The 22,812-nt window shown below is 65.7% G+C and carries 21 protein-coding genes; 9 read left to right on the top strand and 12 right to left on the bottom strand.

All coding sequences use genetic code 11. The features are described from left to right. Positions 1 to 195: 195 nt before the first annotated feature. Positions 196 to 1,722 carry a SulP family inorganic anion transporter gene (locus tag AB4Y73_RS09375; protein WP_441871153.1) on the top strand — a complete coding sequence of 509 codons (1,527 nt, stop codon included), beginning with the start codon at positions 196 to 198 and terminating at the stop codon, positions 1,720 to 1,722. A gap of 27 nt (positions 1,723 to 1,749) precedes the next feature. Here AB4Y73_RS09375 and lhgO read toward each other — a convergent pair whose 3' ends face one another. Both lhgO and AB4Y73_RS09365 read right to left on the bottom strand, forming a co-directional pair. Continuing rightward, positions 1,750 to 2,952 (bottom strand): L-2-hydroxyglutarate oxidase, encoded by a 1,203-nt coding sequence (gene lhgO, locus AB4Y73_RS09370; protein WP_441871152.1) that lies wholly within the window; start codon positions 2,950 to 2,952, stop codon positions 1,750 to 1,752. A 53-nt stretch (positions 2,953 to 3,005) separates the two neighbouring features. Next, positions 3,006 to 4,157 (bottom strand): diguanylate cyclase, encoded by a 1,152-nt coding sequence (locus AB4Y73_RS09365; RefSeq protein ID WP_441871151.1) that lies wholly within the window; start codon positions 4,155 to 4,157, stop codon positions 3,006 to 3,008. Between the two features lie 205 nt (positions 4,158 to 4,362). On the opposite strand from AB4Y73_RS09365, the gene AB4Y73_RS09360 reads away from it, so the two are divergent. Both AB4Y73_RS09360 and AB4Y73_RS09355 read left to right on the top strand, forming a co-directional pair. Further along, the gene (locus tag AB4Y73_RS09360; RefSeq protein WP_441871150.1) at positions 4,363 to 4,938 is read left to right on the top strand and encodes an NADPH-dependent FMN reductase; all 576 of its coding nucleotides are present in this window, start codon (positions 4,363 to 4,365) and stop codon (positions 4,936 to 4,938) included. Between the two features lie 159 nt (positions 4,939 to 5,097). Continuing rightward, positions 5,098 to 5,571 (top strand): MarR family winged helix-turn-helix transcriptional regulator, encoded by a 474-nt coding sequence (locus tag AB4Y73_RS09355; protein WP_441871149.1) that lies wholly within the window; start codon positions 5,098 to 5,100, stop codon positions 5,569 to 5,571. A gap of 137 nt (positions 5,572 to 5,708) precedes the next feature. Here the strand turns inward: AB4Y73_RS09355 and mmsB are convergent, their stop codons facing one another. The 3 genes from mmsB to chvE form a co-directional block, all read right to left on the bottom strand. Next, positions 5,709 to 6,998 (bottom strand): multiple monosaccharide ABC transporter permease, encoded by a 1,290-nt coding sequence (gene mmsB, locus AB4Y73_RS09350; RefSeq protein ID WP_441871148.1) that lies wholly within the window; start codon positions 6,996 to 6,998, stop codon positions 5,709 to 5,711. A gap of 6 nt (positions 6,999 to 7,004) precedes the next feature. Beyond that, entirely contained in the window at positions 7,005 to 8,534 is a 1,530-nt protein-coding gene (mmsA, locus tag AB4Y73_RS09345) for a multiple monosaccharide ABC transporter ATP-binding protein (protein ID WP_441871147.1), read from the bottom strand. 101 nt (positions 8,535 to 8,635) lie between these two features. Then, positions 8,636 to 9,766 (bottom strand): multiple monosaccharide ABC transporter substrate-binding protein, encoded by a 1,131-nt coding sequence (chvE, locus tag AB4Y73_RS09340; protein WP_441871146.1) that lies wholly within the window; start codon positions 9,764 to 9,766, stop codon positions 8,636 to 8,638. Positions 9,767 to 10,113: 347 nt separating this feature from the next. Here chvE and AB4Y73_RS09335 point away from each other — a divergent pair, with 347 nt between their 5' ends. Next, complete coding sequence (locus AB4Y73_RS09335) at positions 10,114 to 11,139, top strand: LacI family DNA-binding transcriptional regulator (protein WP_441871145.1); 1,026 nt, start codon at positions 10,114 to 10,116, stop codon at positions 11,137 to 11,139. A 3-nt stretch (positions 11,140 to 11,142) separates the two neighbouring features. On the opposite strand, the gene AB4Y73_RS09330 is transcribed toward AB4Y73_RS09335, so the two are convergent. The 6 genes from AB4Y73_RS09330 to AB4Y73_RS09305 form a co-directional block, all read right to left on the bottom strand. After that, positions 11,143 to 12,039 (bottom strand): aldose 1-epimerase family protein, encoded by an 897-nt coding sequence (locus AB4Y73_RS09330; RefSeq protein ID WP_441871144.1) that lies wholly within the window; start codon positions 12,037 to 12,039, stop codon positions 11,143 to 11,145. Next, the gene (araA, locus tag AB4Y73_RS09325) at positions 12,036 to 13,571 is read right to left on the bottom strand and encodes an L-arabinose isomerase (protein ID WP_441871143.1); all 1,536 of its coding nucleotides are present in this window, start codon (positions 13,569 to 13,571) and stop codon (positions 12,036 to 12,038) included. The genes AB4Y73_RS09330 and araA overlap by 4 nt, the downstream gene beginning before the upstream one ends. A gap of 34 nt (positions 13,572 to 13,605) precedes the next feature. Beyond that, positions 13,606 to 14,313, bottom strand: coding sequence for an L-ribulose-5-phosphate 4-epimerase (locus AB4Y73_RS09320; protein WP_441871142.1), 708 nt, complete (start codon positions 14,311 to 14,313; stop codon positions 13,606 to 13,608). Continuing rightward, the gene (gene araB, locus AB4Y73_RS09315) at positions 14,310 to 16,079 is read right to left on the bottom strand and encodes a ribulokinase (RefSeq protein WP_441871141.1); all 1,770 of its coding nucleotides are present in this window, start codon (positions 16,077 to 16,079) and stop codon (positions 14,310 to 14,312) included. Before araB ends, AB4Y73_RS09320 begins: the two co-directional genes overlap by 4 nt. 123 nt (positions 16,080 to 16,202) lie before the next feature. Continuing rightward, on the bottom strand, positions 16,203 to 16,856 hold the full coding sequence (locus AB4Y73_RS09310) for a response regulator (protein WP_441871140.1): 654 nt from the start codon (positions 16,854 to 16,856) through the stop codon (positions 16,203 to 16,205). Then, positions 16,856 to 18,166 carry a sensor histidine kinase gene (locus AB4Y73_RS09305; protein WP_441871139.1) on the bottom strand — a complete coding sequence of 437 codons (1,311 nt, stop codon included), beginning with the start codon at positions 18,164 to 18,166 and terminating at the stop codon, positions 16,856 to 16,858. Before AB4Y73_RS09305 ends, AB4Y73_RS09310 begins: the two co-directional genes overlap by 1 nt. Before the next feature lie 165 nt (positions 18,167 to 18,331). Here AB4Y73_RS09305 and AB4Y73_RS09300 point away from each other — a divergent pair, with 165 nt between their 5' ends. The 3 genes from AB4Y73_RS09300 to AB4Y73_RS09290 are packed head-to-tail and all read left to right on the top strand — an operon-like array spanning position 18,332 to position 20,995. Next, complete coding sequence (locus tag AB4Y73_RS09300; RefSeq protein WP_441871138.1) at positions 18,332 to 19,483, top strand: ABC transporter permease; 1,152 nt, start codon at positions 18,332 to 18,334, stop codon at positions 19,481 to 19,483. Between the two features lie 30 nt (positions 19,484 to 19,513). Further along, complete coding sequence (locus tag AB4Y73_RS09295; protein ID WP_441871137.1) at positions 19,514 to 20,281, top strand: ABC transporter ATP-binding protein; 768 nt, start codon at positions 19,514 to 19,516, stop codon at positions 20,279 to 20,281. Between the two features lie 9 nt (positions 20,282 to 20,290). Then, positions 20,291 to 20,995, top strand: a complete 705-nt coding sequence (locus tag AB4Y73_RS09290; protein WP_441871136.1) for an alpha/beta fold hydrolase — start codon at positions 20,291 to 20,293, stop codon at positions 20,993 to 20,995. A gap of 76 nt (positions 20,996 to 21,071) precedes the next feature. Here AB4Y73_RS09290 and AB4Y73_RS09285 read toward each other — a convergent pair whose 3' ends face one another. Further along, positions 21,072 to 21,788 carry a TetR/AcrR family transcriptional regulator C-terminal domain-containing protein gene (locus tag AB4Y73_RS09285; RefSeq protein WP_441871135.1) on the bottom strand — a complete coding sequence of 239 codons (717 nt, stop codon included), beginning with the start codon at positions 21,786 to 21,788 and terminating at the stop codon, positions 21,072 to 21,074. Between the two features lie 304 nt (positions 21,789 to 22,092). Here AB4Y73_RS09285 and AB4Y73_RS09280 point away from each other — a divergent pair, with 304 nt between their 5' ends. Together AB4Y73_RS09280 and AB4Y73_RS09275 are read left to right on the top strand one after the other, a co-directional pair. Then, the gene (locus AB4Y73_RS09280; protein ID WP_441871134.1) at positions 22,093 to 22,353 is read left to right on the top strand and encodes a hypothetical protein; all 261 of its coding nucleotides are present in this window, start codon (positions 22,093 to 22,095) and stop codon (positions 22,351 to 22,353) included. 4 nt (positions 22,354 to 22,357) lie between these two features. Further along, positions 22,358 to 22,783 carry a hypothetical protein gene (locus AB4Y73_RS09275; protein WP_441871133.1) on the top strand — a complete coding sequence of 142 codons (426 nt, stop codon included), beginning with the start codon at positions 22,358 to 22,360 and terminating at the stop codon, positions 22,781 to 22,783. Positions 22,784 to 22,812 lie beyond the last annotated feature (29 nt).

The raw sequence follows: 22,812 nt of genomic DNA, 5'->3' as shown, positions 1-22,812 counted from the left end.
CTTACGTTACGGCGCTGGCCGGACCAGCTATAGGCCGGTCTACAACCACGCCATTTTAGCAGTTGGGACGCGGCGTACCCCAGACTGGTAGGGGCGGACGCGCACCCTCCTATCGCGACGAAGCGGCGCGCGCCCCATCATTCCCCGAAGGCAGAAGCAGCCAAAGCGCGCTTCACCAGCACGATTGGACCCGCAATGGCTGTACGAAGCGTCCCGGACGCCAGGACCAGCACGCCCCAGCAGCTTCGGTCGGTCCGCGCCACATTACGTTCGCCGCGGCGGCTCAAGACCGAGGCACTCGCCGGACTGGTGGTGGCGCTGGCCCTGATTCCGGAGGCCATCGCGTTCTCCGTCATCGCGGGCGTGGACCCGCGGATCGGCCTGTTCGCGTCCTTCACGATGGCTGTCACCATCTCGTTTGTGGGCGGCCGGCCGGCCATGATCTCCGCTGCCACCGGCGCCGTTGCGCTGGTGATCGCACCGCTGATGCGCAGCTATGGGCTGGACCACCTCATTGCCGCCGTGATCCTCGCGGGCGTCTTCCAGATCCTGCTGGCGGTCCTGGGGGTAACCCGGCTGATGCGCTTCATCCCGCGTTCGGTGATGGTGGGTTTCGTGAACGCGCTGGCCCTCCTGGTGTTCATGGCCCAGCTCCCCGAGCTGATCGGCGTCCCGTGGATGGTGTATCCGCTCGTGGCGGTGGGCTTGGTCATTGTGGTGGGGCTGCCCAGAATCACGACGGCGGTGCCCTCGCCTTTGGTGGCCATCGTGGTGCTCACCCTGTTCGCCGTCCTCGCCGGCGTGGATGTTCCCACAGTCCATGACAAGGGCGAACTGCCGGAGAGCCTGCCGTCCCTGTTCATCCCCAACGTTCCCCTGACGTGGGAGACGTTCCAGGTGATTGCGCCGTTCTCGCTCTCGATGGCCCTGGTGGGGCTGCTGGAATCGCTGATGACCGCCAAGCTGGTGGACGACATCACGGACACTCGCTCCAACAAGACCCGCGAGTCCTGGGGCCAGGGCGTGGCGAACATCGTCACCGGCTTCTTCGGCGGCATGGGCGGCTGCGCGGTGATCGGCCAGACCATGATCAATGTCAAGGGCTCGGCCGCGCGAAGCCGGGTGTCCACGTTCCTCGCCGGCGTCTTCCTGCTGGTCCTCATGGTGACGCTCGGCGACGTTGTGGGCATGATCCCCATGGCCGCGCTGGTGGCCGTGATGATCTTCGTTTCTGCCATCACCTTCGACTGGCACTCCATCGCACCGCGGACCCTGCGCCGGATGCCCAAGTCGGAGACCGCCGTCATGGTGATCACCGTCGCGGTGGTTTCCGCGACGCACAACCTGGCCATCGGGGTCGGCGCCGGCGTCCTGGCCGCCATGGCCCTCTTCGCCCGGCGGGTGGCGCATTTCGCCACGGTGGAGCGGACCGTCGTCGAACTTAACGGCGAAAACGTGGCCACCTACACCGTGGACGGCGAGCTGTTCTTCGCCTCCTCGAACGACCTCTACACCCAGTTTGAGTACGCCCTGGACGCCGGACCGGACATCTCCCGGGTGATCGTGGACCTGCACGCCTCGCACCTCTGGGATGCGTCCACCATCGCGGTGCTGGACGCTGTCACGGAGAAGTACCGCCGGCATGGCCGCGATGTGGAGCTGATCGGCCTGAACGAGGCGAGCGTCCACATGCGCGAACGGCTGGCGGGGAAGCTGAACTGAACGGGCTCAGCACACCACCACCGAGGCTCAGGCACGCACCTGCAGGTAGTTTTCCACGAGGTAATCGGCGATTGCCATGCTGGACGTGGCCGCCGGCGAAGGCGCGTTGCGAAGCAGCGTCACCGGCCCCACCTGCTCCACCGCGAAGTCATCCAGCAGCGCACCGTCCCGGCCCCACGCCTGCGCGCGCACGCCGGAGGACGTTTTGGCCGTCAGGTCGGACATTTCCAGCTCGGGGATGAAGCGCCGGGCCTTGCGGAAGTAGATGGCCTTGACCAGCGAAGCGCTGATCTCGTCCACACCCATCCGCCAGTGCTTCTTCGCCAACGCGCCTGCACCGGGCCACCGCAATGATTCCCAGGTGTCCTTCGCCGAGACCGACAACCAGCCGTAGCCCTCGCGCGCCAGTGCGGGAACAGCGTTCGGCCCCACGTGGACGTCGTCGTAGACCCCGCGGGTGAAGTGCACCCCGAGGAAGGGGAAACGCGGGTCCGGGACAGGGTAGATCATCCCGTTCACCAGACTGTTCCGCTTCGGGTTCAACGACCAGTACTCGCCCCGGAAGGGCAGGATCTTCGGTGCCGGATCGGCGCCCAGCAGGCGCGCCACGACGTCGGACTGCAAACCGGCGCAGGCGATGAGCCGATCGAAAACGTGCTCGGACATGGCCGTCCGGACGCGCACTTTGCCGCCGTCCACCGCAATCCCCACTACCTCCTGCCCGAGCAGGATGGTGCCGCCCGCCGTCCGAACGTCCTGCGCCATCGCTTCGGTGATCGCCGCAAAATCGACGACGGCGGTGTGCGGCGAGTGGACCGCCGCTACGCCTGCCGCATGTGGTTCGATTTCCCGCAGCCGGGCGGCATTGTCGATGCGGTTGAGGTCCGGCACGCCGTTCGCCCTGGCGCGCTTCTCGATGTCAGCCAGCGCCGGCAGCTCGGAGTCATCCACGGCCACCACCAGTTTGCCCACTTCCCGGTAGGGCAGGTTCTTCTCCTGGCAATAATCCCTGAGTGCAGCACGTCCGGAAACGCACAGCCGGGCCTTCAGTGATCCCGCCGCGTAGTACAGGCCGGCGTGCACAACGCCCGAATTGTGGCCGGTCTGATGTGCGGCCAGCCGGTGCTCCTTCTCGAAGAGCGTTACCTCGCCCAGCCCGCGTTGCAGGAGGGACCGTGCCACGGCGATGCCCACAATGCCCCCACCGATGATTCCAATGCGTTCATCCACGTCAACGTGTCCTTATCCTCGCGGCCTGACCCGAGTATAGGAGCTTGGCCGGCTTAGCGGCGCCGGTCGCTGTGGACTGTACGGTTCCGGCCCAGGGACTTGGCCATATAGAGGGCTTCATCCGCTGCGGCGATGAGGTCTTCCACATCGGAGGTCCCGGCGTCGTACAGTGCAACGCCGTAGCTGACGGTGGGCATCTCAAGTCCGTCGGAGGTGGGGACCTGGGCGAGCCGGCGGCTGACTTCCTCCGCGATGTGCTCGGCGCGGACGGCTGACCCGCCCGGAATCAGGAGCACGAATTCTTCGCCGCCGTACCTGCCCACAAGGTCTGTGGACCGCACGGTGTCCTGGCACGCCCCGGCGAAAGCCTGCAGGGCGAGGTCGCCTGCAGCATGGCCGTGCGTGTCATTGACTTCCTTGAAGTGGTCCAGATCCGCGAGGATCAGGGCACCTGTCCCCTGCGTGACGGCGTGGTCCTTCAACAGCCCTGCCGCCCGATCGAGGAAGGCTTTGCGGTTGAGCAGCCCGGTGAGGTCATCGCGGGTTGCCACCATACGCAGGGCACGTGTCTGCTGTTCGGTGCTGAGCGAAGACATGCTGAACGACACCACAACCAACAGCACCATGGTCAGCATGGTGGTGATCGCGGACCCAAAGACCGATTCGAAGATTGATCCTCCCGGCCTATCGGTGAGAAACGCCACGAGACGCCCCGCATAGAAGACGGTAACCAACCCCACTGATGCTGTCATGGGGACGCGGACACGGGTGTAACCGGGCGACGTCGGCCGCATCTCCCTTGTGGCCAAGCCAAACATCAGCGCCATCGAAGCGAGGAATACGGAACCGCCTGCCCAGGTATTCGTGGCCGGGCTGTCAGCAACTGAGGCGGCCAGGGTCGCGGCGGGCGCGGCAGCCAGCACCCATGGCCGGGGAAACGCGCCCCGCAGTGAACAGGCACTGGTCCAGACGCTCACCGCGCCCGACACCAAGAGAACATTTCCCAGAGGATTCGCCCACTGTTGATGGGGCGTCCCATCGAGCAGGAATGCAAGGGCTCCACCAAGGAAAAAGGCCAAGGCCACGCACCACCAGCCGGAGTACGGTGCGCGGGTAGGGCGGTACGCGAAGAAGTAGAACAGCAACTCCAACATCACGGCCATCACGCCGAAGGCGATCCTGAGTGTTGTCGTATCAAGAACCATTTCCGAAGCTCCCCCAACGTCCGCTGTGATGCAACCCTCAGTATCGCACCGCCCTCGGACAATTCTGCCCGCCCAGACACCGGACGCCCGCCGGTGACGAGCACCACTGGAAACAGTATTTACAGAAATAGTTTTCGCAGATATAGTTGTATCTTGAAGCGTTGCGGAGGATCTTCCGCTCAGTGATCCATTAGAGGAGTAATTCATGACTAAGATCGCCATCGTCACCGGCAGCACCCGTCCCGGCCGCAACAACACCGGTGTGGCCGAGTGGGTTCTCGCGCAGGCCCAGCAGCGCACCGACGCTGAGTTCGAGCTTGTCGACATTGCCGACTACAACCTTCCCCTGCTGGATGAGGCCTACCCCGCCGCGTACCAGAACTACCAGAACGCCCACACCATCGCCTGGGCCGCCAAGATCGCCGAGTTCGACGGCTATGTCTTCGTCACCCCCGAGTACAACCACTCCGTGGCCCCGGCCCTGGCCAACGCCCTGTCCTACCTGAACGCCGAGTTCGCGAACAAGGCAGCCGGCATCGTCTCCTACGGCTCCGCCTTCGGCGTCCGCGCCGTTGAGCACCTGCGTGGCATCCTGTCCGAGCTGCAGGTTGCCCACGTCCAGAAGACCGGCATGTTCTCCCTCTTCACCGACTTCGAGAACTTCTCCGTCTTCAAGCCCACTGAGCTGCAGGCCGAGTCCCTCGCGCCGGTCCTGGACCAGCTCATCCCGTGGACCAAGGCCCTCGAAGCCGTCCGCGCCGAAGCATCTGTCAGCGCGTAACCCACGCACACCCGAGCGCCGGTGCTTCCGGCGGGCCAAGCGCCCGCCGAAAGCACCGGCTTTCGTTGTTAACGGGAGGCTCTACCGGCCGTCCTGACGTTAAAGACTTACGAGGAAGACATGTACGTGGAGCGTAGTATGGCCGTGGAAAGGGACTCCATGCCGGCCACCCAGAACCACACTCCCACCACCGGGGATCTTGATGTGATCTCGCAATGGGGGCTGGTCATCGAGGGCTTCCAAAACACCAACAAGAAGGTCCACGCGGAAGTCTCTTCTGCCTTCTCCCTGGAACCGGCAGAAGCTGATACACTCCTGCGGCTGGTGCGCACGCCCGGTGCGCGGATGCCGATGGCCAAGCTCGCCAGGGAAGTGGCGTTCAGCAACGGCGGGTTCACCAAGATCGCCGACAGGCTGGCAAAACGGTCCCTGGTCCAGCGGAGCCCCTGCGCCGAAGACCGCCGGGTGGTCTACCTCGAACTCAGCACCCAAGGTACGGAAACCGCCAACGCACTGGCCTGCTTCGTCGCGGGGCTGGTCCATGCCAACTTTGTCGAAGTCCTTGGCAAAGAACGGGCGCAGATCGTCGCCGAGGCCATGGCCGAACTGCGGGACGCCCACCCGGCACTTTGACGGGTGCCGCCGTCGTACTTGGATGCGGTACGCCAAACAACGCGGGGTCACTTAATGCCGTCCACAAGCCTGCGGAAGGGCAATACGTGACCCCGCGTTGCGGGTTTATGGAGATGGGCTGGCCTGGAGGCCGCTGACTACTGCGTCACCCGTTCTGCAGGAGTCTTCGCAGGCTCCTTTGCCGGGGTGGGGGCTTCCGCGGCCGGCGATTTGCCGGTTCCGAAGCTGAACCATTTAGCTTTGCCGCCGGAGCCTCCGCCGCGATTCTTGTTGAAGATGTCGAAGCCGACGGCGAGCAGGAGCACCAGGCCCTTGATGAGCTGCTGGTAGTCGGTGCCCAAGCCCAGGATGGACATGCCGTTGTTGAGGACACCCATGATGAGGCCGCCGATCATTGCGCCCGCCACGGTGCCGATGCCTCCGGTGACCGCGGCGCCCCCGATGAAGGCCGCGGCGATGGAGTCCAGCTCGAAGCCCGTGCCGCCTGCGGGCTGCGCCGAGTTCAGGCGCGCGGTGAAGACCAGGCCGGCGAGCGCCGCGAGGACACCCATGTTGACGAAGAGCCGGAAGGTCACGGCCTTGGTCTTGATGCCGGACAGTTCAGCTGCGTGCAGGTTGCCGCCGATGGCGTAGGTGTGCCGGCCGAAGATGCTGTTGTTCATCAGCGCCGAGTAGACGATCACCAGGACGGCGAGCACGATCAGGACAATAGGCGTTCCCCGGTAGCTGGCCAGCAGAAAAGTGATGATCAGCATCAGGACCGCGATGAAAGTTGTCTTGGTGGCAAACCAGGCCATGGGCTCGTTTTCGAGGTCAAACTTGCGCCGGATGCGGCGTTCCTTGAGGGCCTGGAAAAGGATGGCAGCGGTTCCGCCGACGCCGAGGATGACCGTCAGCCACTCCAGGGCAGAGGCGCCGCCGGAAATATCCGGGAGGAAACCGCCGCCGAGCGCGCGCAGCTCGTTGGGGAACGGGGTGATCTGCTGGTTCTTGAGGGTGATCAGGGTCAGGCCGCGGAAGATCAGCATGCCGGCCAGCGTCACGATGAACGCGGGGATGCCAATGTAGGCGATCCAGTACCCCTGCCACGCGCCAACCAGCGCACCGACAAGGAGGCAGGCCGGGATGGCGATCCACCAGGCCCAGCCCCAGTGCACGATCATCACGCCCGATACCGCGCCGATGAAACCGGCAACGGAACCGACCGAGAGGTCAATGTGGCCCGCGATAATCACCATGACCATGCCGATGGCCAGGATCAAGATGTAGCTGTTCTGGACCACCAGGTTGGTGACGTTCTGCGGCTCAAGAAGGATGCCGTCGGTCAGGACCTGGAAGAGTATGACGATCAGGATCAGGGCGACGAAGATGCCGACCTGGCGGAGTCGGCTTGCCAGGAAGCCGAGGGATTCTCGTAGGGCAGACATGGTTCGTTATTCCTTTTCTTGGGTCATGTAGTGCATCAGGGTTTCCTGCGAGGCCTCACTGATGGGAACCTCACCGGTCACGTGCCCTGCAGAGAGCGTGTAAATCCGGTCGCAGATACCCAGGAGTTCCGGCAATTCGGAGGAGATCACGATGACGGCTTTCCCCTCGGCTGCGAGCTGGGCGATGATCGTGTAGATCTCGAACTTGGCGCCGACGTCGATGCCCCGGGTTGGCTCGTCCAGGATCAGCACGTCGGGGTCCGAGAACATCCACTTGCTCAGGACCACTTTCTGCTGGTTGCCACCGGAGAGCTTCCCCGTGATGGCGGCGACAGAAGGCGCCTTGATGTTCATGCTCTTCCGGTAGCGGTTGGCCACCGTGGTTTCCTTGTTGCTGTCCACCCAGCCGCGTTTGGCGATCTTGCCCAGGGCGGCCATGGAGATGTTGCGCTGGATATCTTCGATCAGGTTCAAGCCGTAGTGCTTGCGGTCCTCCGTGGCGTAGGCAATGCCGTGGCGGATGGCGTCCGGAACCGTGGAAGTGTTGATCTCTTCCCCGTACTTGAATACCTTGCCCGAGATGGCGCGTCCGTAGGTCTGGCCGAACACGCTCATGGCGAGTTCGGTCCGGCCGGCCCCCATCAGCCCGGCCAGGCCCACCACTTCGCCCTTCCGGACGTTGAGGCTGGCGTTGTTGACCACCATGCGGGAGTGGTCCTGCGGGTGCTGGACGGTCCAGTCCTCGATGCGCAGGACTTCCTCGCCGATGGCGGGGGTGCGGACTGGGTACAGGCTTTCGAGGTCGCGGCCCACCATTCCGCGGATAATGCGCTCCTGGGTGATCTGGCCTTCGTCGAGGCGCAGGGTCTCGATGGATTTTCCATCCCGGATGATGGTGACGGCATCCGCCACCTTGCGGATTTCGTTGAGCTTGTGGCTAATGATGATGCTGGTGACGCCCTGGCCTTTCAAGTGCAGGATGAGGTCCAGCAGGTGGTCGGAGTCCTCATCGTTCAGGGCCGCCGTCGGCTCGTCCAGAATGAGGAGTTTCACCTGCTTCGACAACGCCTTGGCAATCTCCACGAGCTGCTGCTTGCCAACACTGATGTGCTGGATCGGGGTCACCGGGTTTTCGCTGAGCCCTACCCGGGCGAGCAGCTTTGCTGCCTCGAGGTTGGTCTTGCGCCAGTCCACCCAGCCGCGGGAGGCAAGCTCGTTGCCGAGGAAGATGTTCTCGGCAATCGACAGGTAAGGGCTCAGCGCCAGTTCCTGGTGGATGATGACGATCCCGCGCTTTTCGCTGTCGCTGATGGTGGAGAACTCACAGGGTTCGTTCTCGAACAGAATGTCCCCGTCGAAGGTGTTATGCGCATAGACACCGGACAGCACTTTCATCAGGGTGGACTTGCCGGCCCCGTTTTCGCCGCAGATGGCGTGGACTTCGCCCCGGTTGACGTCCAAAGTTACATCTTGGAGGGCTTTGACGCCGGGGAAGGTCTTGGTGATTCCCCGCATTTGGAGGATGGGTACGTTCATTGGTCATTCCCGCTGACTGGTTGGAGCTGGGCACCTGCGGATGCAGGGCCCCGGGAAGGGTGCGGACAAACCAACGGCGTGCCCGCACCCTTCGCGGTTGCCTACTTGACGTCGGCTTCGGTGTAGTAGCCCGAGTCGATGAGCTCCTTCTTGTAGTTGTCCTTGGTGATGATGACGGACTGCAGCAGGAAGGCCGGAACAACTTTCACCTTGTTGTTGTACGTTTTGGTGTCGTTCGTTTCAGGCTCCTGGCCCTTGAGGACGGCATCGACCATTTTGACGGCCTGCTCGCCGAGCTTGCGGGTGTCCTTGAAGATGGTGGAGTACTGCTCGCCGGCGATGATGGATTTCACGGAGCCCTTCTCGGCATCCTGCCCGGTGACAACCGGCAGGGTGCCCTTGGAGTAACCGCCGGTGCTGGTCAGCGCCGAGATGATGCCGATGGAAAGGCCGTCATACGGCGACAGGACGCCGTTGAGCTTGGTGCCGGAGCTGTACGCGGCGGTGAGGATGTCCTCCATCCGCTTCTGGGCCACGGGGGCCTGCCAGCGCAGGATTGCTGCCTGTTCGAACTTGGTCTGGCCGCTGGGGACCTTGAGGGTGCCGGCATCCATGAACGGCTTGAGGGTGTCCATCGCTCCGGTCCAGAAGAAGTTGGCGTTGTTGTCGTCCGGACTGCCGGCGAACAGCTCAACGTTGAACGGACCCTTGCCGGTGACGGCCTTGCCGCTGCCGTCCACGAGGCCGAGGCCGGTCAGCAGCGATGTCGCCTGCTGGACGCCCACGGTGTAGTTGTCGAAGGTGGTGTAGTAGTCCACGTTGGGTGTGCCGTTGATGAGGCGGTCGTAGGCGATGACCTTAACGTTCTGCTCCTTGGCCTTGGCCAGGACGTCGGTCAGCGTGGTGCCGTCAATGGCGGCGATGATCAGGGCCTTGGCGCCCTTGGTCAGCATGTTTTCAATCTGGGAGACCTGCGTGGGAATGTCATCATTAGCGAACTGCAGGTCAGTCTTGTAGCCGAGGCCCTTCAGGGACTTCTCAACATTGCCGCCATCGGCAATCCACCGTTCTGATGTCTGGGTGGGCATGGAGATTCCCACCAGGGAATCACTGGGGTTGGCGGTGGTGCCTGCGCCGCCGCCGCTTGCGCCTCCCCGGGCACCGCAGCCCGTGGCGCCCACAATAAGCGCCAGGGCGAGGGCCAAAACGGCCCAGAGTTTCTTGATCTTCACAGCTGTCCTCTCGTTGGGCAGAACCTTTTTCTGCCAGCGATGCTCGTCGGCCATCCCAGGGACAGGCCGCTTGGTTCTAGTCGAGGCGGGGTCTTCAGCGAGCCCGCCCACTTCGTTGTCCTAGCTCCCGAAACTCCGTTATCATTGGAATGAGAACGCTAACAACAGGACCAGCGTAGGGTCTGCGGGATGAGTCGTCAAGAGAAATTGGCAAGATCCGGCAACGCTGTCGAAACAGAGCAAGCAGTATTCTTGGGAAAACAAATGTTGTAAATTCAAGCGTCGTTGTCTGGCCATAAGCGACGGTTGTTGCCCTGCCCCTGCAACCCCGGAAAAGTAGGCAGCACATGTCAGGTCAGTCGCACACGAGGGCACCCGTCATGAAGGACGTGGCGAAGCTCGCCGGCGTCTCCCACCAGACCGTGTCGCGGGTCCTCAACGGTCATCCCAATGTGAGCGCGAAAGCCCGCGAGCGCGTCGAGGCAGCGATTTCGGAGCTCGGCTACCGCCGTAATTCCATCGCGCGGACGCTTGTCACCAGACGTTCGCAGACCATCGGCGTGCTGGCCTCTGACCTCTCCCAGTACGGCCCTGCCCGCACCCTCCTGGGGCTGGAGCAGGCGGCCCGCGCCGCCGGCTATTTTGTCAGCATCGCCACGCTGCGGGAGATCACCGTCGACTCCGTCTCGGATGCTCTGGAGCACTTCCGTGACCAGGGTGTGGACGGCATCATCGTCATCGTGCCGCATCCCGGCATCCTCGAGGCGCTGGATGCCCTCCAGCCCGGCGTCCCGGTGGTGGCGGCCACGTCGGACTCCCGGCGGCACAGCCCGGGTGCCGCGGTCAACCAGCGCATGGGTGCGCGGATGGCAGTGCAGCACCTGATTGACCTGGGGCACACCAGGATCGGCCATGTTTCGGGTCCGATGGAGTGGTTCGACGCGGCCGAGCGCGTGGAGGGCTGGCGCGAGGCACTGGCCGACGCCGGCTTGGCCCCCGGTCTGCTCCTGCATGGTGACTGGAGCGCGGACAGCGGGTATCTGGCCGGCAGCTCGCTGGGGCCCACGCCCGAGGTCACAGCCATGTTTGTGGCCAATGACCAGATGGCCCTCGGGCTGCTGCGGGCGCTCCACGAGCAGCAACTGGTCATCCCCCGGGACGTCAGCGTGGTGGGCTATGACGACCAGCCCGAAGCCGGCCACTTTTACCCGCCGCTGACTACCGTCAGGCAGGACTTTGAGGAACTGGGCCGCCAGTGCATCAGCGCCCTGCTGACCTCCCTGGAGGAGGGCGTGGAGGGCGGCAAGCGCCTCGTCGAGCCGCAGCTGGTGCTGCGCGCGACGACGGCGCCGCCGGCTTCCGCTGCAGGATAAGCCTCAGAGGGCGAAGATAGTCCAGGCGGCCAGGTGTGAGCCGCCCGGCTCCAGGCTGACAAGGCTTTGCCCGCTGTTGAAAGCGTCCGGCGGGCAGGTCATGGGTTCCACAGCCAGGCCCAGCCGGCTGGGTGCCGGAGGCTGTTTGTCAGCGGTGTGGATCTGCAGCCATTCGCACGCCGTGTCCCATTCCATGCCGACGCCGGTTCCGCCCGGGTCGCGGACCAGGAGCCGAGCCCGGCCGCTATCACCGAAGTTGAGCCCGGTGAAGGCGTGGTCGATCTCCGTGGCGCCGATGACCTTTGCCGTCCGGAAATCGAAGGCGTGCCCGGTCACCGTCCGCACGGACACAGGCAACAGCCGGTCCGGTGTCACCTCCAGGAACTCATCCGCCGGCACTTCCAGGGTCCACTCGTTCAACGGAGCCGGCCCGGCGACCAGGTAGGGGTGCGGGCAGACGCCGTATGGGGCCGTGCTGCCGCCGATGTTGGTGGCGGTGACGGCTGACTGCAGGCCGTCCCCGTCCACGCGGTAGCTGGCGACGAGGCGTAGGACAAACGGATAGCCGGGCGCCGGACCCACGGTGCACGCCATGGTTACGGAGGCGGGCGTGCTCTCTTCGAGGGACCAGTCCAGCGGGAACGCCAATCCGTGCAGCGCACAGTCCCGTTCGACTTCATTGATGGACAGCACATGGTCTATGCCCTCAAAGGCATACTTTCCATCGGCGATGCGGTTAGGCCAGGGCGCTGCAATGATGCCCCGATAATCGGGGATCGGCCCGCCCTCCGGGAACGGGACCACGAGGTCCCGTCCCCCGAACTGCAGCATTCGGAGAGCCGCGGCCCGTGCCGTGATGACGGCTGTGTACTCCCCCCACCGGATGCGGTATTCGGTCACAACCCGCCGGCCAGCTTGTAGTACGCCGCGTTCCAGTTCAGTTCCTTTTTGAACTGCCTGATGGTGGTGCCGTCGTCGATGGCCAGGAGTTCGGTCTGGGCAATCTCGGCGAAGTCCTCGAAGACGTCCATTCCCACCTGGGTGGAGAGGACCGTGTGGTGTGCGGCTCCAGCTGTCAGCCAGGCCGCGGCGGACGTGGCGAAGTCGGGCTTGGGCTGCCACAGGGCGCGCGCGACGGGCAGGTTGGGCAGGGGTTCGTCGAGGTCCACGACGTCCACGGCGTTGGCCACGAGCCGGAAGCGGTCGCGCATGTCGGAGAGTGCGACGACGACTCCCGGGCCGGCGTCGGTATCGAACACCATGCGCACGGGGTCTTCTTTGCCGCCGATTCCCAACGGGTGGATCTCCACGCGCGGTTTCTTTGCGGTCAGGGACGGGCAGACTTCCAGCATGTGTGCGCCGAGGATCTTCTCGGCGCCGGGGGCGAGGTGGTAGGTGTAGTCCTCCATGAGCGAGGCGCCGCCGGGCAGCCCTGCGCCCATCACCTTGGCGGCGCGGACCAGGATGGCGGTTTTCCAGTCGCCTTCGGCGCCGAAGCCGTAGCCGTCGGCCATCAGCCGCTGCACCGCCATACCGGGGAGCTGGCGCAGGGCGCCAAGGTCCTCGAAGGAGGTGGTGAACGCGGCTGAGCCGTTGGCCTCAAGGAAGCTGCGCAAACCCAGTTCGATCCGGGCGCTGTAGCGCAGGGAGTCGTGCCGGGCGCCGCCGGCGCGGAGCTCCGGAACCACCTCGTAAAGCCGCTCGTACTCGGCCACGAGGGTGTCGACGTCGGACTCTGCGGCGCCGTGCACGGCGTCGGCGAGCTCGTTCACGGACCAGGTGTTAACCGAGACGCCGAAGCGGAGCTCGGCTTCGGTCTTGTCGCCTTCGGTGACGGCTACGTTGCGCATGTTGTCCCCGAAACGGGTCAGCTTCAGGGTCCGCACGGCAGCCCAGCCGGCCGAGGCGCGCTGCCACACGCCCACCTGGCGGGCCACATCGGGGTTGGAGACGTGCCCCACCACGGTCTTGCGCGGAATGCCGAGGCGGGACTGGATGTACCCGAATTCGCGGTCGCCGTGGGCGGCCTGGTTCAGGTTCATGAAGTCGAAGTCGATGTCCGCCCAAGGCAGGTCCACGTTCGCCTGCGTGTGCAGGTGCAGGAGGGGCTTGCGGAGCAGGTCCAGGCCCTGGATCCACATCTTGGCGGGCGAGAACGTGTGCATCCACGCGGTGACACCGATGACGGAATCATCCGAGTTGGCTTCGAGGGCGGTGCGGCGGATGGCGTCCGAATCGGTCAGGACCGGCTTCCAGACCACCTTCACCGGCACGTCCGAAGACTCGTTGAGCGCGGCGGCGATCTCCTGCGACTGCGCAGCGACCTGCTTCAGGACGTCCTCACCGTAGAGGTGCTGGCTGCCGGTGAGGAACCAGACCGTGTACTGCTCAAGCGACGTAATGTTGGCGGAGGTGTTGGTGGCATTGCTCATAGGGTTCTCCTGAGAAAAGGGGTGGGCTGCGGCGTCACTGGCCGTAGACGTTCTGGTAGCGGGCGTAGAGGGATTCGATGCTGGCCTGGTCGATGGGCAGGGGTTCGCCCAGCTGGCGGGAGATATGCACGGTGCGGGCCACTTCCTCGCACATCACGGCAGCCTTCACGGCGGCCCGGGCGTCCTTGCCGATGGTGAAGGGGCCATGGTTCTGCATCAGCACTGCGGGCGAGTGGGAGTTCTTCAGGGTTTCCACGATGCCCTGGCCGATGGAGTCGTCACCGATCAGCGCGAACGGTCCCACCGGGATGGGCCCGCCGAACTCGTCGCTCATCATGGTCAGCACGCACGGGATGTCCTCGCCGCGCGCCGCCCACGCAGTGGCGTAGGTGGAATGGGTATGCACCACACCGCCCACCTCCGGGATATGCCGGTAGACGTATGCATGCGCTGCGGTGTCGGACGACGGCGACAGGTCCGGGTTGCCCCAGTCCAGCGTGCCGCCGCTGCCGATGTTCATGCCCCTCACCGGGATTCCGTATAGGTCCGTGACCACCATCTGGTCTGGTGTCAGGTCCTCATAGGCAACGCCCGATGGTTTGATGACCATCAGCTCGTGGCCCGGCACCCGGGCGGAGACGTTGCCGGCGGTCCACACCACCAGTTCGTACCGCGTGAGTTCGGCATGCAGGCCACAGACCTCGCGGCGGAGGGCGGCGATGGTTTCCAGCAGCCCGCTCATGCCCGTTCCCCCGCCAGGACAGCCGACCCGCCGGGACGGATTCCGGCGCCGGCACTGTTGCCGGCATGGCGTTCCGCCTGGACGCGGCGTTGGATGGCTTTGAGCCGGTGCATCACGCTGTTGGTGCCGCGGCCGAAGTAGTCGTGCAGGGTGCGGTATTCCTGGAAGAGTTCCTCATAGGCGGCAACATTTTCCGGGATCGGCGTGTAGACGGCGCCGGGTTCCGAGCCCATGGCGGCGGCAGCGGCGCGGATGTCCGGGTATGTGCCGGCAGCCACCGCGGCATGGATGGCCGAACCGAGCGCCGGCCCCTGGGTGGAGCCGATGGTGGACAGCGGCAACCCTGTGATGTCCGCATAGATCTGCATCAGCAGTTTGTTTTTCAGCAGGCCGCCGGCCACGATGAACTCCTTCACCGGCACCCCGGAATCTCTGAAGGCGTCCACGATGGTGCGGGTGCCAAAGGCCGTGGCCTCGAGCAATGCCCGGTACGTATCCTCGGGCTTGGTGGCGAGGGTCTGGCCCACCACCACACCGGACAGTTCGTGGTCCACCAACACGGAGCGGTTGCCGGAGTGCCAGTCAAGGGCGATCAGTCCATGCTCCCCGATGCCCTGCCGGGAGGCGAGTTCGGTGAGGTACTCGTGGATGCCCAGCCCGGCCGCGGCGGCGGCCTGGTGGTACTCGGGCGGGACGCCGTTGTTGGTGAACCAGCCGAAAATGTCCCCCACCCCGGACTGGCCTGCCTCGTAACCCCACAGTCCTTCCACGATGCCGCCGTCCACCACTCCGCACATCCCGGGCACTTCATGCAGGGCGTCGCCGTTCATGACGTGGCAGGTGGACGTTCCCATGATGGCCACCAGCTGGCCCGGTTCCACGGCCCGCGCCGCGGGTGCGGACACGTGCGCGTCCACGTTGCCCACCGCCACGGCGATCCCCTCCGGCAGCCCGGTCCACGCGGCGGCTTCGGCAGTGAGGTAGCCTGCCGCGTCACCCAGCCGGCCGATGGCGTGCTCAAGCTTGGAACTGACGAAATCAGCAAAGGCCGGGTTCAGGGCGGCCAGGAAGTCCTCGGACGGGTAGCGGCCGTCCTGGTAAATGCCCTTGTAGCCGGCGGTGCAGGCGTTGCGGACATAGTTACCGCAGAGCTGCCAAACGATCCAATCGGCCGCCTCCACCCAGTGGTCCATTTCCGCGTAGGCTTCCGGGTCCTCCTCCAGAAGCTGCAGGCCCTTGGCGAACTCCCACTCGGAGGAGATGAGGCCGCCATAACGCGGCAGCCAGGCTTCCCCACGCTCCTCGGCGAGCTGATTTATCCGGTCAGCCTGCGGCTGCGCGGCATGGTGGCGCCACAACTTCACATAGGCGTGCGGCCGGTTCGCGAACCCCGCCACCTCGTTCAGCGGGGTGCCGTCAGCCTTCACGGGCACCATGGTGCACGCCGTAAAGTCAGTAGCAATCCCGACGACGGCGGCCGGGTCTATCCCCGCGTCCGCGATCGCGGCCGGCACAGCGTGCCGCAGGACATCGCGGTAATCGTTGGGCACCTGAAGCGCCCACTCCCCGGGAAGCCGGGCCGGGTTCCCGGAAACGCCCGCCGCATCCGCCGGAAGGGCGCCGGTCACAACGGCATGCGGATAGTCGAAAACCCCGCTGCCCACTTCCTTGCCGTCCCTGACCCGGACCACCACGGCCCGCCCCGAAAGGGTGCCGTAATCAACGCCAATGACAAACTGATCGCTCCGCGACGAGTGGTCTAACATGCCTGTCTCCTCATTGGGCCAAGCGCCCTTAGAATCTTTCCCCCTCAAAGTGTGAACGCTAACAGTTCTGCCGTCAACCTCTATTTTGAGGGTTGGCGACTATGTTTCGGTCCCTGGGCGGGACTACTGGCCGGGCGTGCGGATGATCCGGCGCTGCGCTGCCAGGGCGATGGCGGACGTGCGATTGTCCACGCCGAGCTTGCCGTAGATGTGCACCAGGTGGGTCTTGACGGTGGCCTCGGAAATGAAGAGCTGCCGGGCGATGGCGCGATTGGTCAGGCCGGTGGCCAGCAGTTCCAGCAACTGCACCTCGCGCGGCGTCAGGGCGGTTTCCGGACTGCTGATCCGCGCCATCAGCAACGCCGCAACCTTCGGCGCCAACGCCGTTTCCCCGGCCGCCGCGGACAGGACCGCCTGGCGGATCTGCTCCGGCGGCGCGTCCTTGAGCATGTAGCCGCTGGCGCCTGCCTCCACCGCGGCCAGGATGTCAGCCTCGGTGTCGTAGGTGGTGAGGATCAGGACCGGCGGCGGGGAATCCAGTTTCCGGATCGCAGCCGTGGCAGTGACGCCGTCCATTCCGGCGCCCATCTGCAGGTCCATCAGCACCACATCCACGCGTTCCCCCAGCGTTCGGAGCCGGGCGAGTTCCCGCAGCGCGGCGTCCCCGTCGGCAGCCTCGGCAGCCACAGTGAAGTCCTTAAATTCGGTGAGCATGGCTCGCAGACCGGCACGGACCACGGGGTGGTCGTCCACCAACAGAATGTGTAAGGTTCCCATCAGCGCGGCTCCCCCGCCGGGCCGGGAACCCCGGTGAGCGGCAGCCGGACTGCGACGACGGTCCCCTCCCCCGGTGCCGATTCAACCTCCAGCGAACCGTCCAGTTCCGCCACCCGGCCCGCCAGCGAGCGCAGCCCGAAACCGCTCCCGTCCGCGCGGCCAGCCACGCCGGGACCCGACACTTCGGGCGTAAAGCCCGTGCCGTCGTCGTACACGTCCAGAGTGACCTCGTCCCCGAGGAATGCCAGGGTCACGACGGCGGTACGCGCCTTCGCATGCTGCCGGACGTTCGCGAGGCTTGCCTGAGCGGCGCGGAGCAGTGTGACGCTGCAGTGCGCCGGCAGTTCGGCGGCGTCCCCCACCAGCTCGAACCGGCAGCGGAGCGTCTCGCCGCGGGCGGCGGCCAGCGCTTCGGTTTCGCCGCAGAGCCTTTTGAGGGTTTCGGGCAGCGACGACTCTTGGAGCCGGGGCGCCGTGAGGCCCCGGACAAAACTGCGGGCCTCGGACAGGTTTTCCGACGCCGTCTGCTGGACCAGCGCGAACCGTTCAGCGGCGGTGGCAAGATCGCCGCCGGCCAGCGACTTCTCCGCAGCACGGGCCACCAGGACAATGCTGGACAGGCCCTGGGCCAGGGTGTCGTGGATTTCGCGGGCCAGGCGTTCGCGCTCGGCGGCGACTCCGGCCTCGCGCTGGGTCCTCGCCAGCTCGGCCCGGGTGCGCCTTAACTCATCGGCGGCCAGCCGCTGCGCCTGCCCTTCGAGGTAAAGCGCACGATAGGCGAGCCCGGTGACAACGGCGAACCCCGCACCCAGGACCGGTCCCAGCACCATCGGCAAGCTGGGCGACGGCAGTCCGCTGGCCGCCCACTGTGAAGCCACCACGGCCGCCGTCATGACGGCAATCGTGACGAGCGCGATGCGGCGGGGCAGCACGTGCAGGTGCAAGAAGAACAGCGGAAAGGCGACCCAGGAGAACTCGGCACTCCCGGCGAGGAGGACGCCCCACAGCCCCGTGACCAGGCCCAGCCACAGGAGGGCGAAGGGGTGCGGATTGAACTCGGATTTGCCGGCGTCGTAGCGCTTCTCCAGCAGGGTGCCGGCCAGGTAGGTCCCGGCCAGGGCGACGGCGAGCGCGGACCAAACGTAGCGCCGCGCACCTGCGGGAGTTCCGACGTCGGCCGGTCCATCCGCGAGATGCAGCCGCAGGATGGCGACGAGCAGCAGCACGGCAAACCCGACATGCAGCGTCACCCGCAGGAACCGCAGGACGGCGGCCCCGGACGGGGTGGGCTGTGGGTCCGCGGCAGGCATTCCCTCAGCTTAGGCGCCCTAGTCCGCTGGCGGATCAATCAAAAGGTTGACCGGCGGCTCAACCCTTTGTCCCCTCGGGATCAACCACGTGCCCGATGTGGGCTGCGGCGGTGCGCGGGAAAGTGGATTGAGAAGGAAATCCACCCCCACCGAAGGAAGTACAACGTGTTTCTCGCAATTCGTGACATCCGCTTCGCCAAAGGCCGGTTCGCCCTGATGGGCGGCGTGGTGGCCCTGGTGACACTGCTGCTGGTGCTGCTCTCCGGGCTCACCGCAGGCCTGGGCGATCAGTCCACCTCCGCGATCGGGAAGCTGGGGTCCGGGGCGGCCGGCGGCGGGTCCCGGCCGGTGGACAGCATCGTGTTCGGCGCCCCGGGGAGCAATGAGCCGACGGCGTCCTTCACCGAGAGCGAGGTGACCGCCGCGCAGGTGGACAGCTGGCAGCACGCCCCCGGCGTGGCCCGGGCCGAGGCCCTGGGCATCAGCCAGTCCCGGCTCCAGGCCGGCGACGGCGGCACCACCAATGTGGCGGTGTTCGGCGTGGCGGTGGACGGTCAGTTGGCGCCCTCCCCGGTCCGGCCGGGGACGCTGGTGATCGGCTCCACCGTTGCGGCGGACCTGTCCCTCGACGTCGGCGATACCGCCACGGTGGGCGGCACCGGCCTGACTGTCACCGCCGTGGTGGATGACCAGTGGTATTCGCACACCGGAGTGGTGTGGACGGCGCTGCCAAGCTGGGCTGAGGTGGCGCATCTTTCACCGGGCACCGGCGCTGGCGGCTCTGCGGTCGGCGCCGCGGCGAATCCGCCGGTTGCAACCGTCGTTGCGGTCACCTATCAGGACGGAACTGCGGTGGACGAGTCGGCTGCCAACGCGCTGGCGGGGACGGTGAGCGCCAACCGGACGGGTTCGTTCCAGGCGCTCGGTTCGTTCAAGAGCGAGAACGGCTCGCTGATGCTGATGCAGGCCTTCCTGTACGGAATCTCGGCGCTGGTGATTGTGGCGTTCCTGACTGTGTGGACCGTCCAGCGTACCCGGGACATCGCGGTCCTTAAGGCGATGGGCGCATCCGGCGGTTACGTTCTCCGCGACGCCATCACCCAGGCCGCAATTGTGCTCCTGGCCGGAGCAGGCTTGGGCGGGTCGGTCGGTGTCCTGGGTGGGTTCGCGGCAGCGCAGGCCGCACCGTTCCTCGTCACTCCTGCCACCACGCTGCTGCCCGTGCTGGGCATCATTGCCCTCGGCCTCGCCGGCGCCGCGCTGGCGGTCCGACGGGTCACCACGGTGGACCCGCTGATCGCCCTAGGCGGCAACTGAAACCCCTCTCCTCCCGAAAGGTTCTTCGTTATGTCTGTTTCGTCTTTGTCTGTTACATCTGTCTCCGGTTCGGCTGGGGGCGCCGCGCTCCCCCTAACCCTGGACAACGTCACGCTCGAGTACCCGGACGGGGGTGGAACCATCAAGGCCCTCGACGGCGTCAGCCTGGGTGTGGCGGCCGGGCAGATGGTCTCGCTGGTGGGGCCGTCCGGCTCGGGCAAGTCCAGCCTCCTGGCGGTGGCCGCCACCCTGGTCCGCCCCACCAGCGGGCAGGTGGTGATCGACGGGATCACCACCGCGGGCCTGAAGGATACAGAGCTGACCGCGCTGCGCCGGGAGAAGGTGGGGATCATCTTCCAGCAGCCCAACCTCCTGGCCTCACTCACCGCCGTCGAGCAGTTGATGATCGGCCACCATTTGCGCGGCAAGCCGCTGAAGGCTGCGCGGTCCCGCGCGCTCGAACTGCTTGGTCTCGTGGGGCTGGGACCGTCAGCGGACAAGCGGCCGCACCAGCTTTCGGGCGGCCAGCGGCAGCGGGTAAACATCGCGCGGGCCTTGATGGGCGACCCGAAGGTGCTGCTGGTGGATGAGCCGACGGCGGCGCTGGACCATGAGCGCAGCGCGTCGATCATCGGGCTGCTGCGGCGGGTCACGGATGAGTTCAGGGTGGCAACCGTGATGGTCACGCACGACACCGAGTTCGTTCCGCTGACGGACGCGGTGGCGGTAATGCGCGACGGCGGTTTGTCCGCCCCGGTGTTGCCCGGCGCCTTACTTAGCACCGTGGTCGCGGAGTAGGGTGCCGACATGGACATCATCCTGGTACCCGGTTTCTGGTTGGACGCGTCATCGTGGGAGGAGGTGACGCCGGCACTGGAGGCGGCGGGGCACACGACCCATCCCCTGACGCTGCCCGGCCTTGAATCCGTCGATGCACGGCGGGGCGGCATCACCCTGAAGGACCACATCGCCGCCGTCGTGAACGTTGTGGACGGCCTCGACGGCAAGGTGGTCCTGGTGGGGCATTCCGGAGGCGGCGCGGTCATCCACGGCGTGGCGGACGCGAGGCCTGACCGCGTGGCCCGGAACATCTACGTGGACAGCGGACCGCTCGGTGAGGGCGGCGTCATCAACAATGAATTGCCGGCCGAAGGAGACGATGTGCCGCTGCCGCCGTGGGACGGCTTCGAGGAGGCTGACCTGGTGGACCTCACGGACGAACTGCGACGGAAATTCCGGGCGCGGGCTATCCCCGAACCCAAGGGCGTGGCCTACGGCAAGCAGCGCCTGCACGACGTCCGCCGCTACGGCGTCCCGGCTACGGTGATCACATGCCAGTTCCCGTCGTCGCTCCTCACCGAATGGATCGACGCCGGCCACCCCTTCACCGCCGAACTGGCCCGGATCAGCGACGTCGACTACGTGGACCTGCCCACCGGCCACTGGCCCCAGTTCACCAAACCCGCCGAGCTGGGCCAGGCGATCCTGAAGGCGGCGGAACGGACGGCGTGAGGTCAGGGCTCCGGCACGGCTGGCCTACCGAAACTCCGCCGCCGTCGCGCCCCAGACAGGGCCGCCTGAAAATCTCTTAGTGGATGAGGGGCACAGCGAGCCCCGCGAGCAGGATGCTGATGCCCTGATCCAGTTCGGCCGCGCCGTCGTAGTCCGCGAGCACCGGGCCCAGGGCGCGGAGGCGGGGAAAATCCTTCGCCGGCAGACGGTGCAGGCCAAGACGGAGGAGCGCTTCGTTTTCGTCGGGATCCACAATGTATTCCTGCAGTTCATTGAGGATGTGGCCGTACAGGAAGCCGTAGTAGGCCCGGTAGACGTGCAGCGCGTCGGCCGGCGCAAACCCGGCGTCAATCAGCAACGACAGAATCTGTTCGAGCGGGCGCAGCGTCCCCAGCGGGCGCAGCCCCAGCGGTGTCGAGAGCGGGCGCGTCACGAGCAAGGGCACAACGTTCGGATGCCGCAGCGCCAGGAGGCGAAGGTCGTGGGCGATCTGCCGGAGTTGCGCCTGCCAATCAGGGCGGTCCGGGAAAATGGACAGCTCCTGGAGGACCAGTTCCGTCACTCCGTCCAGCAGGGCCGCGCGGTTCGAGGCGTAGCGGTAGAGGCTCATCGGGTCACGGCCAAGTTCCTGACCCAGCCGGCGCATGGTGAGCGCGTCGAGGCCCTCTGCGTCCACCAGCTCGAGTGCAGTGGACAGCACCAGCTCGCGGCTCAGTTTCGGCTTCTCTCCACCGGCTTTATCTCCGCCACTTGAGGGGCGGGTCGGGGTCTTTGGGGACGGCACGGGTTCCATTCTGATCCGATCACAAGGTGGCTGGTTCCCAGCTTGAGAAGAAGCTTGCTCTCCTCGTAGTCTACGCGTAAAGTCTACGTCGTAGACATGTTCCTGAACTGTCTTTAGATTGACTTCGGTGCCGGCAACCGGCTGCGCACTGCACTTCGGAAGACCGTGACTGCGCACAATGCACAGACCGCCCGTACCGCAGGGTTCCATAGAACCGGGTGATGACCTCTTCAATGCCCTGTGCACGTATTGAGGATCCGCTGCTGTAGCCACATGGCGGCGCACAACGCACCGCGCCGAAAAGGGCCACCCCATGGCAAATACGCAGTTCGACCAGTTCCTTGAAGAAGCCACCATCGCCGCTGACGACCAGTCCGACACGACACTCGGCCGGGACGGCCTTTACGGCCTGTACACGAGCTGGTGCTTTCTGCATCAGTCAGTGCCGCAGCCCGAAGACGCTTTTTGGGCCGCGATGAGGAAGAAGCACATCAAACCCGAGCGCAAGGGGCTCCGCATGAAGGGCCCGGCTGCGGCCGACTACATCCTTGCCAGCTACCCGGGCCTGGTCTGATCCGTTGACCACTATCTCGAGCACCTACGTCCCGCGGGACGCGCACCAGCCACGGGGAAAGCAGCCTTGGTGCGCGGTCTGCGACACGGACCTTCACCTGGTTGTCGACTCCATCGCGGTCATGGACCGCCGGCGCGAAACCCTCGCCGTTGCTTTTAACTGCTCCAATTGCGGCGACTCCCGGGTTCTGTCCACCACCGCAGGATTTGTCGCGGCCGTGCTGGCCCGGTCGAGCCCGAACGATGACGTAGTGCTTGTGGGCGCCAAGTACGTCCACTGCGGGGAACCCATGTCCCCCACGGATCCGGACCAAAGAAATTCCCGCACGCCGGTCTCAACACAACCTCGGGCCGAGGACTTCCTGGGGGCCTATCTTCGAACCCGGGTACTGCGGTGCCGCTGCGGCTTCCAAATGGAACTGCCGCACTAGCTCGGCGGTGTGCTCCCCCACGGATACGC

The organism is Pseudarthrobacter sp. TAF60_1 (assembly GCF_052113505.1).
Taxonomy (GTDB): domain Bacteria; phylum Actinomycetota; class Actinomycetes; order Actinomycetales; family Micrococcaceae; genus Arthrobacter.
The sequence above is the reverse complement of the archived record's forward strand: the minus strand, read 5'-3'. Positions and strand labels throughout refer to the sequence as shown.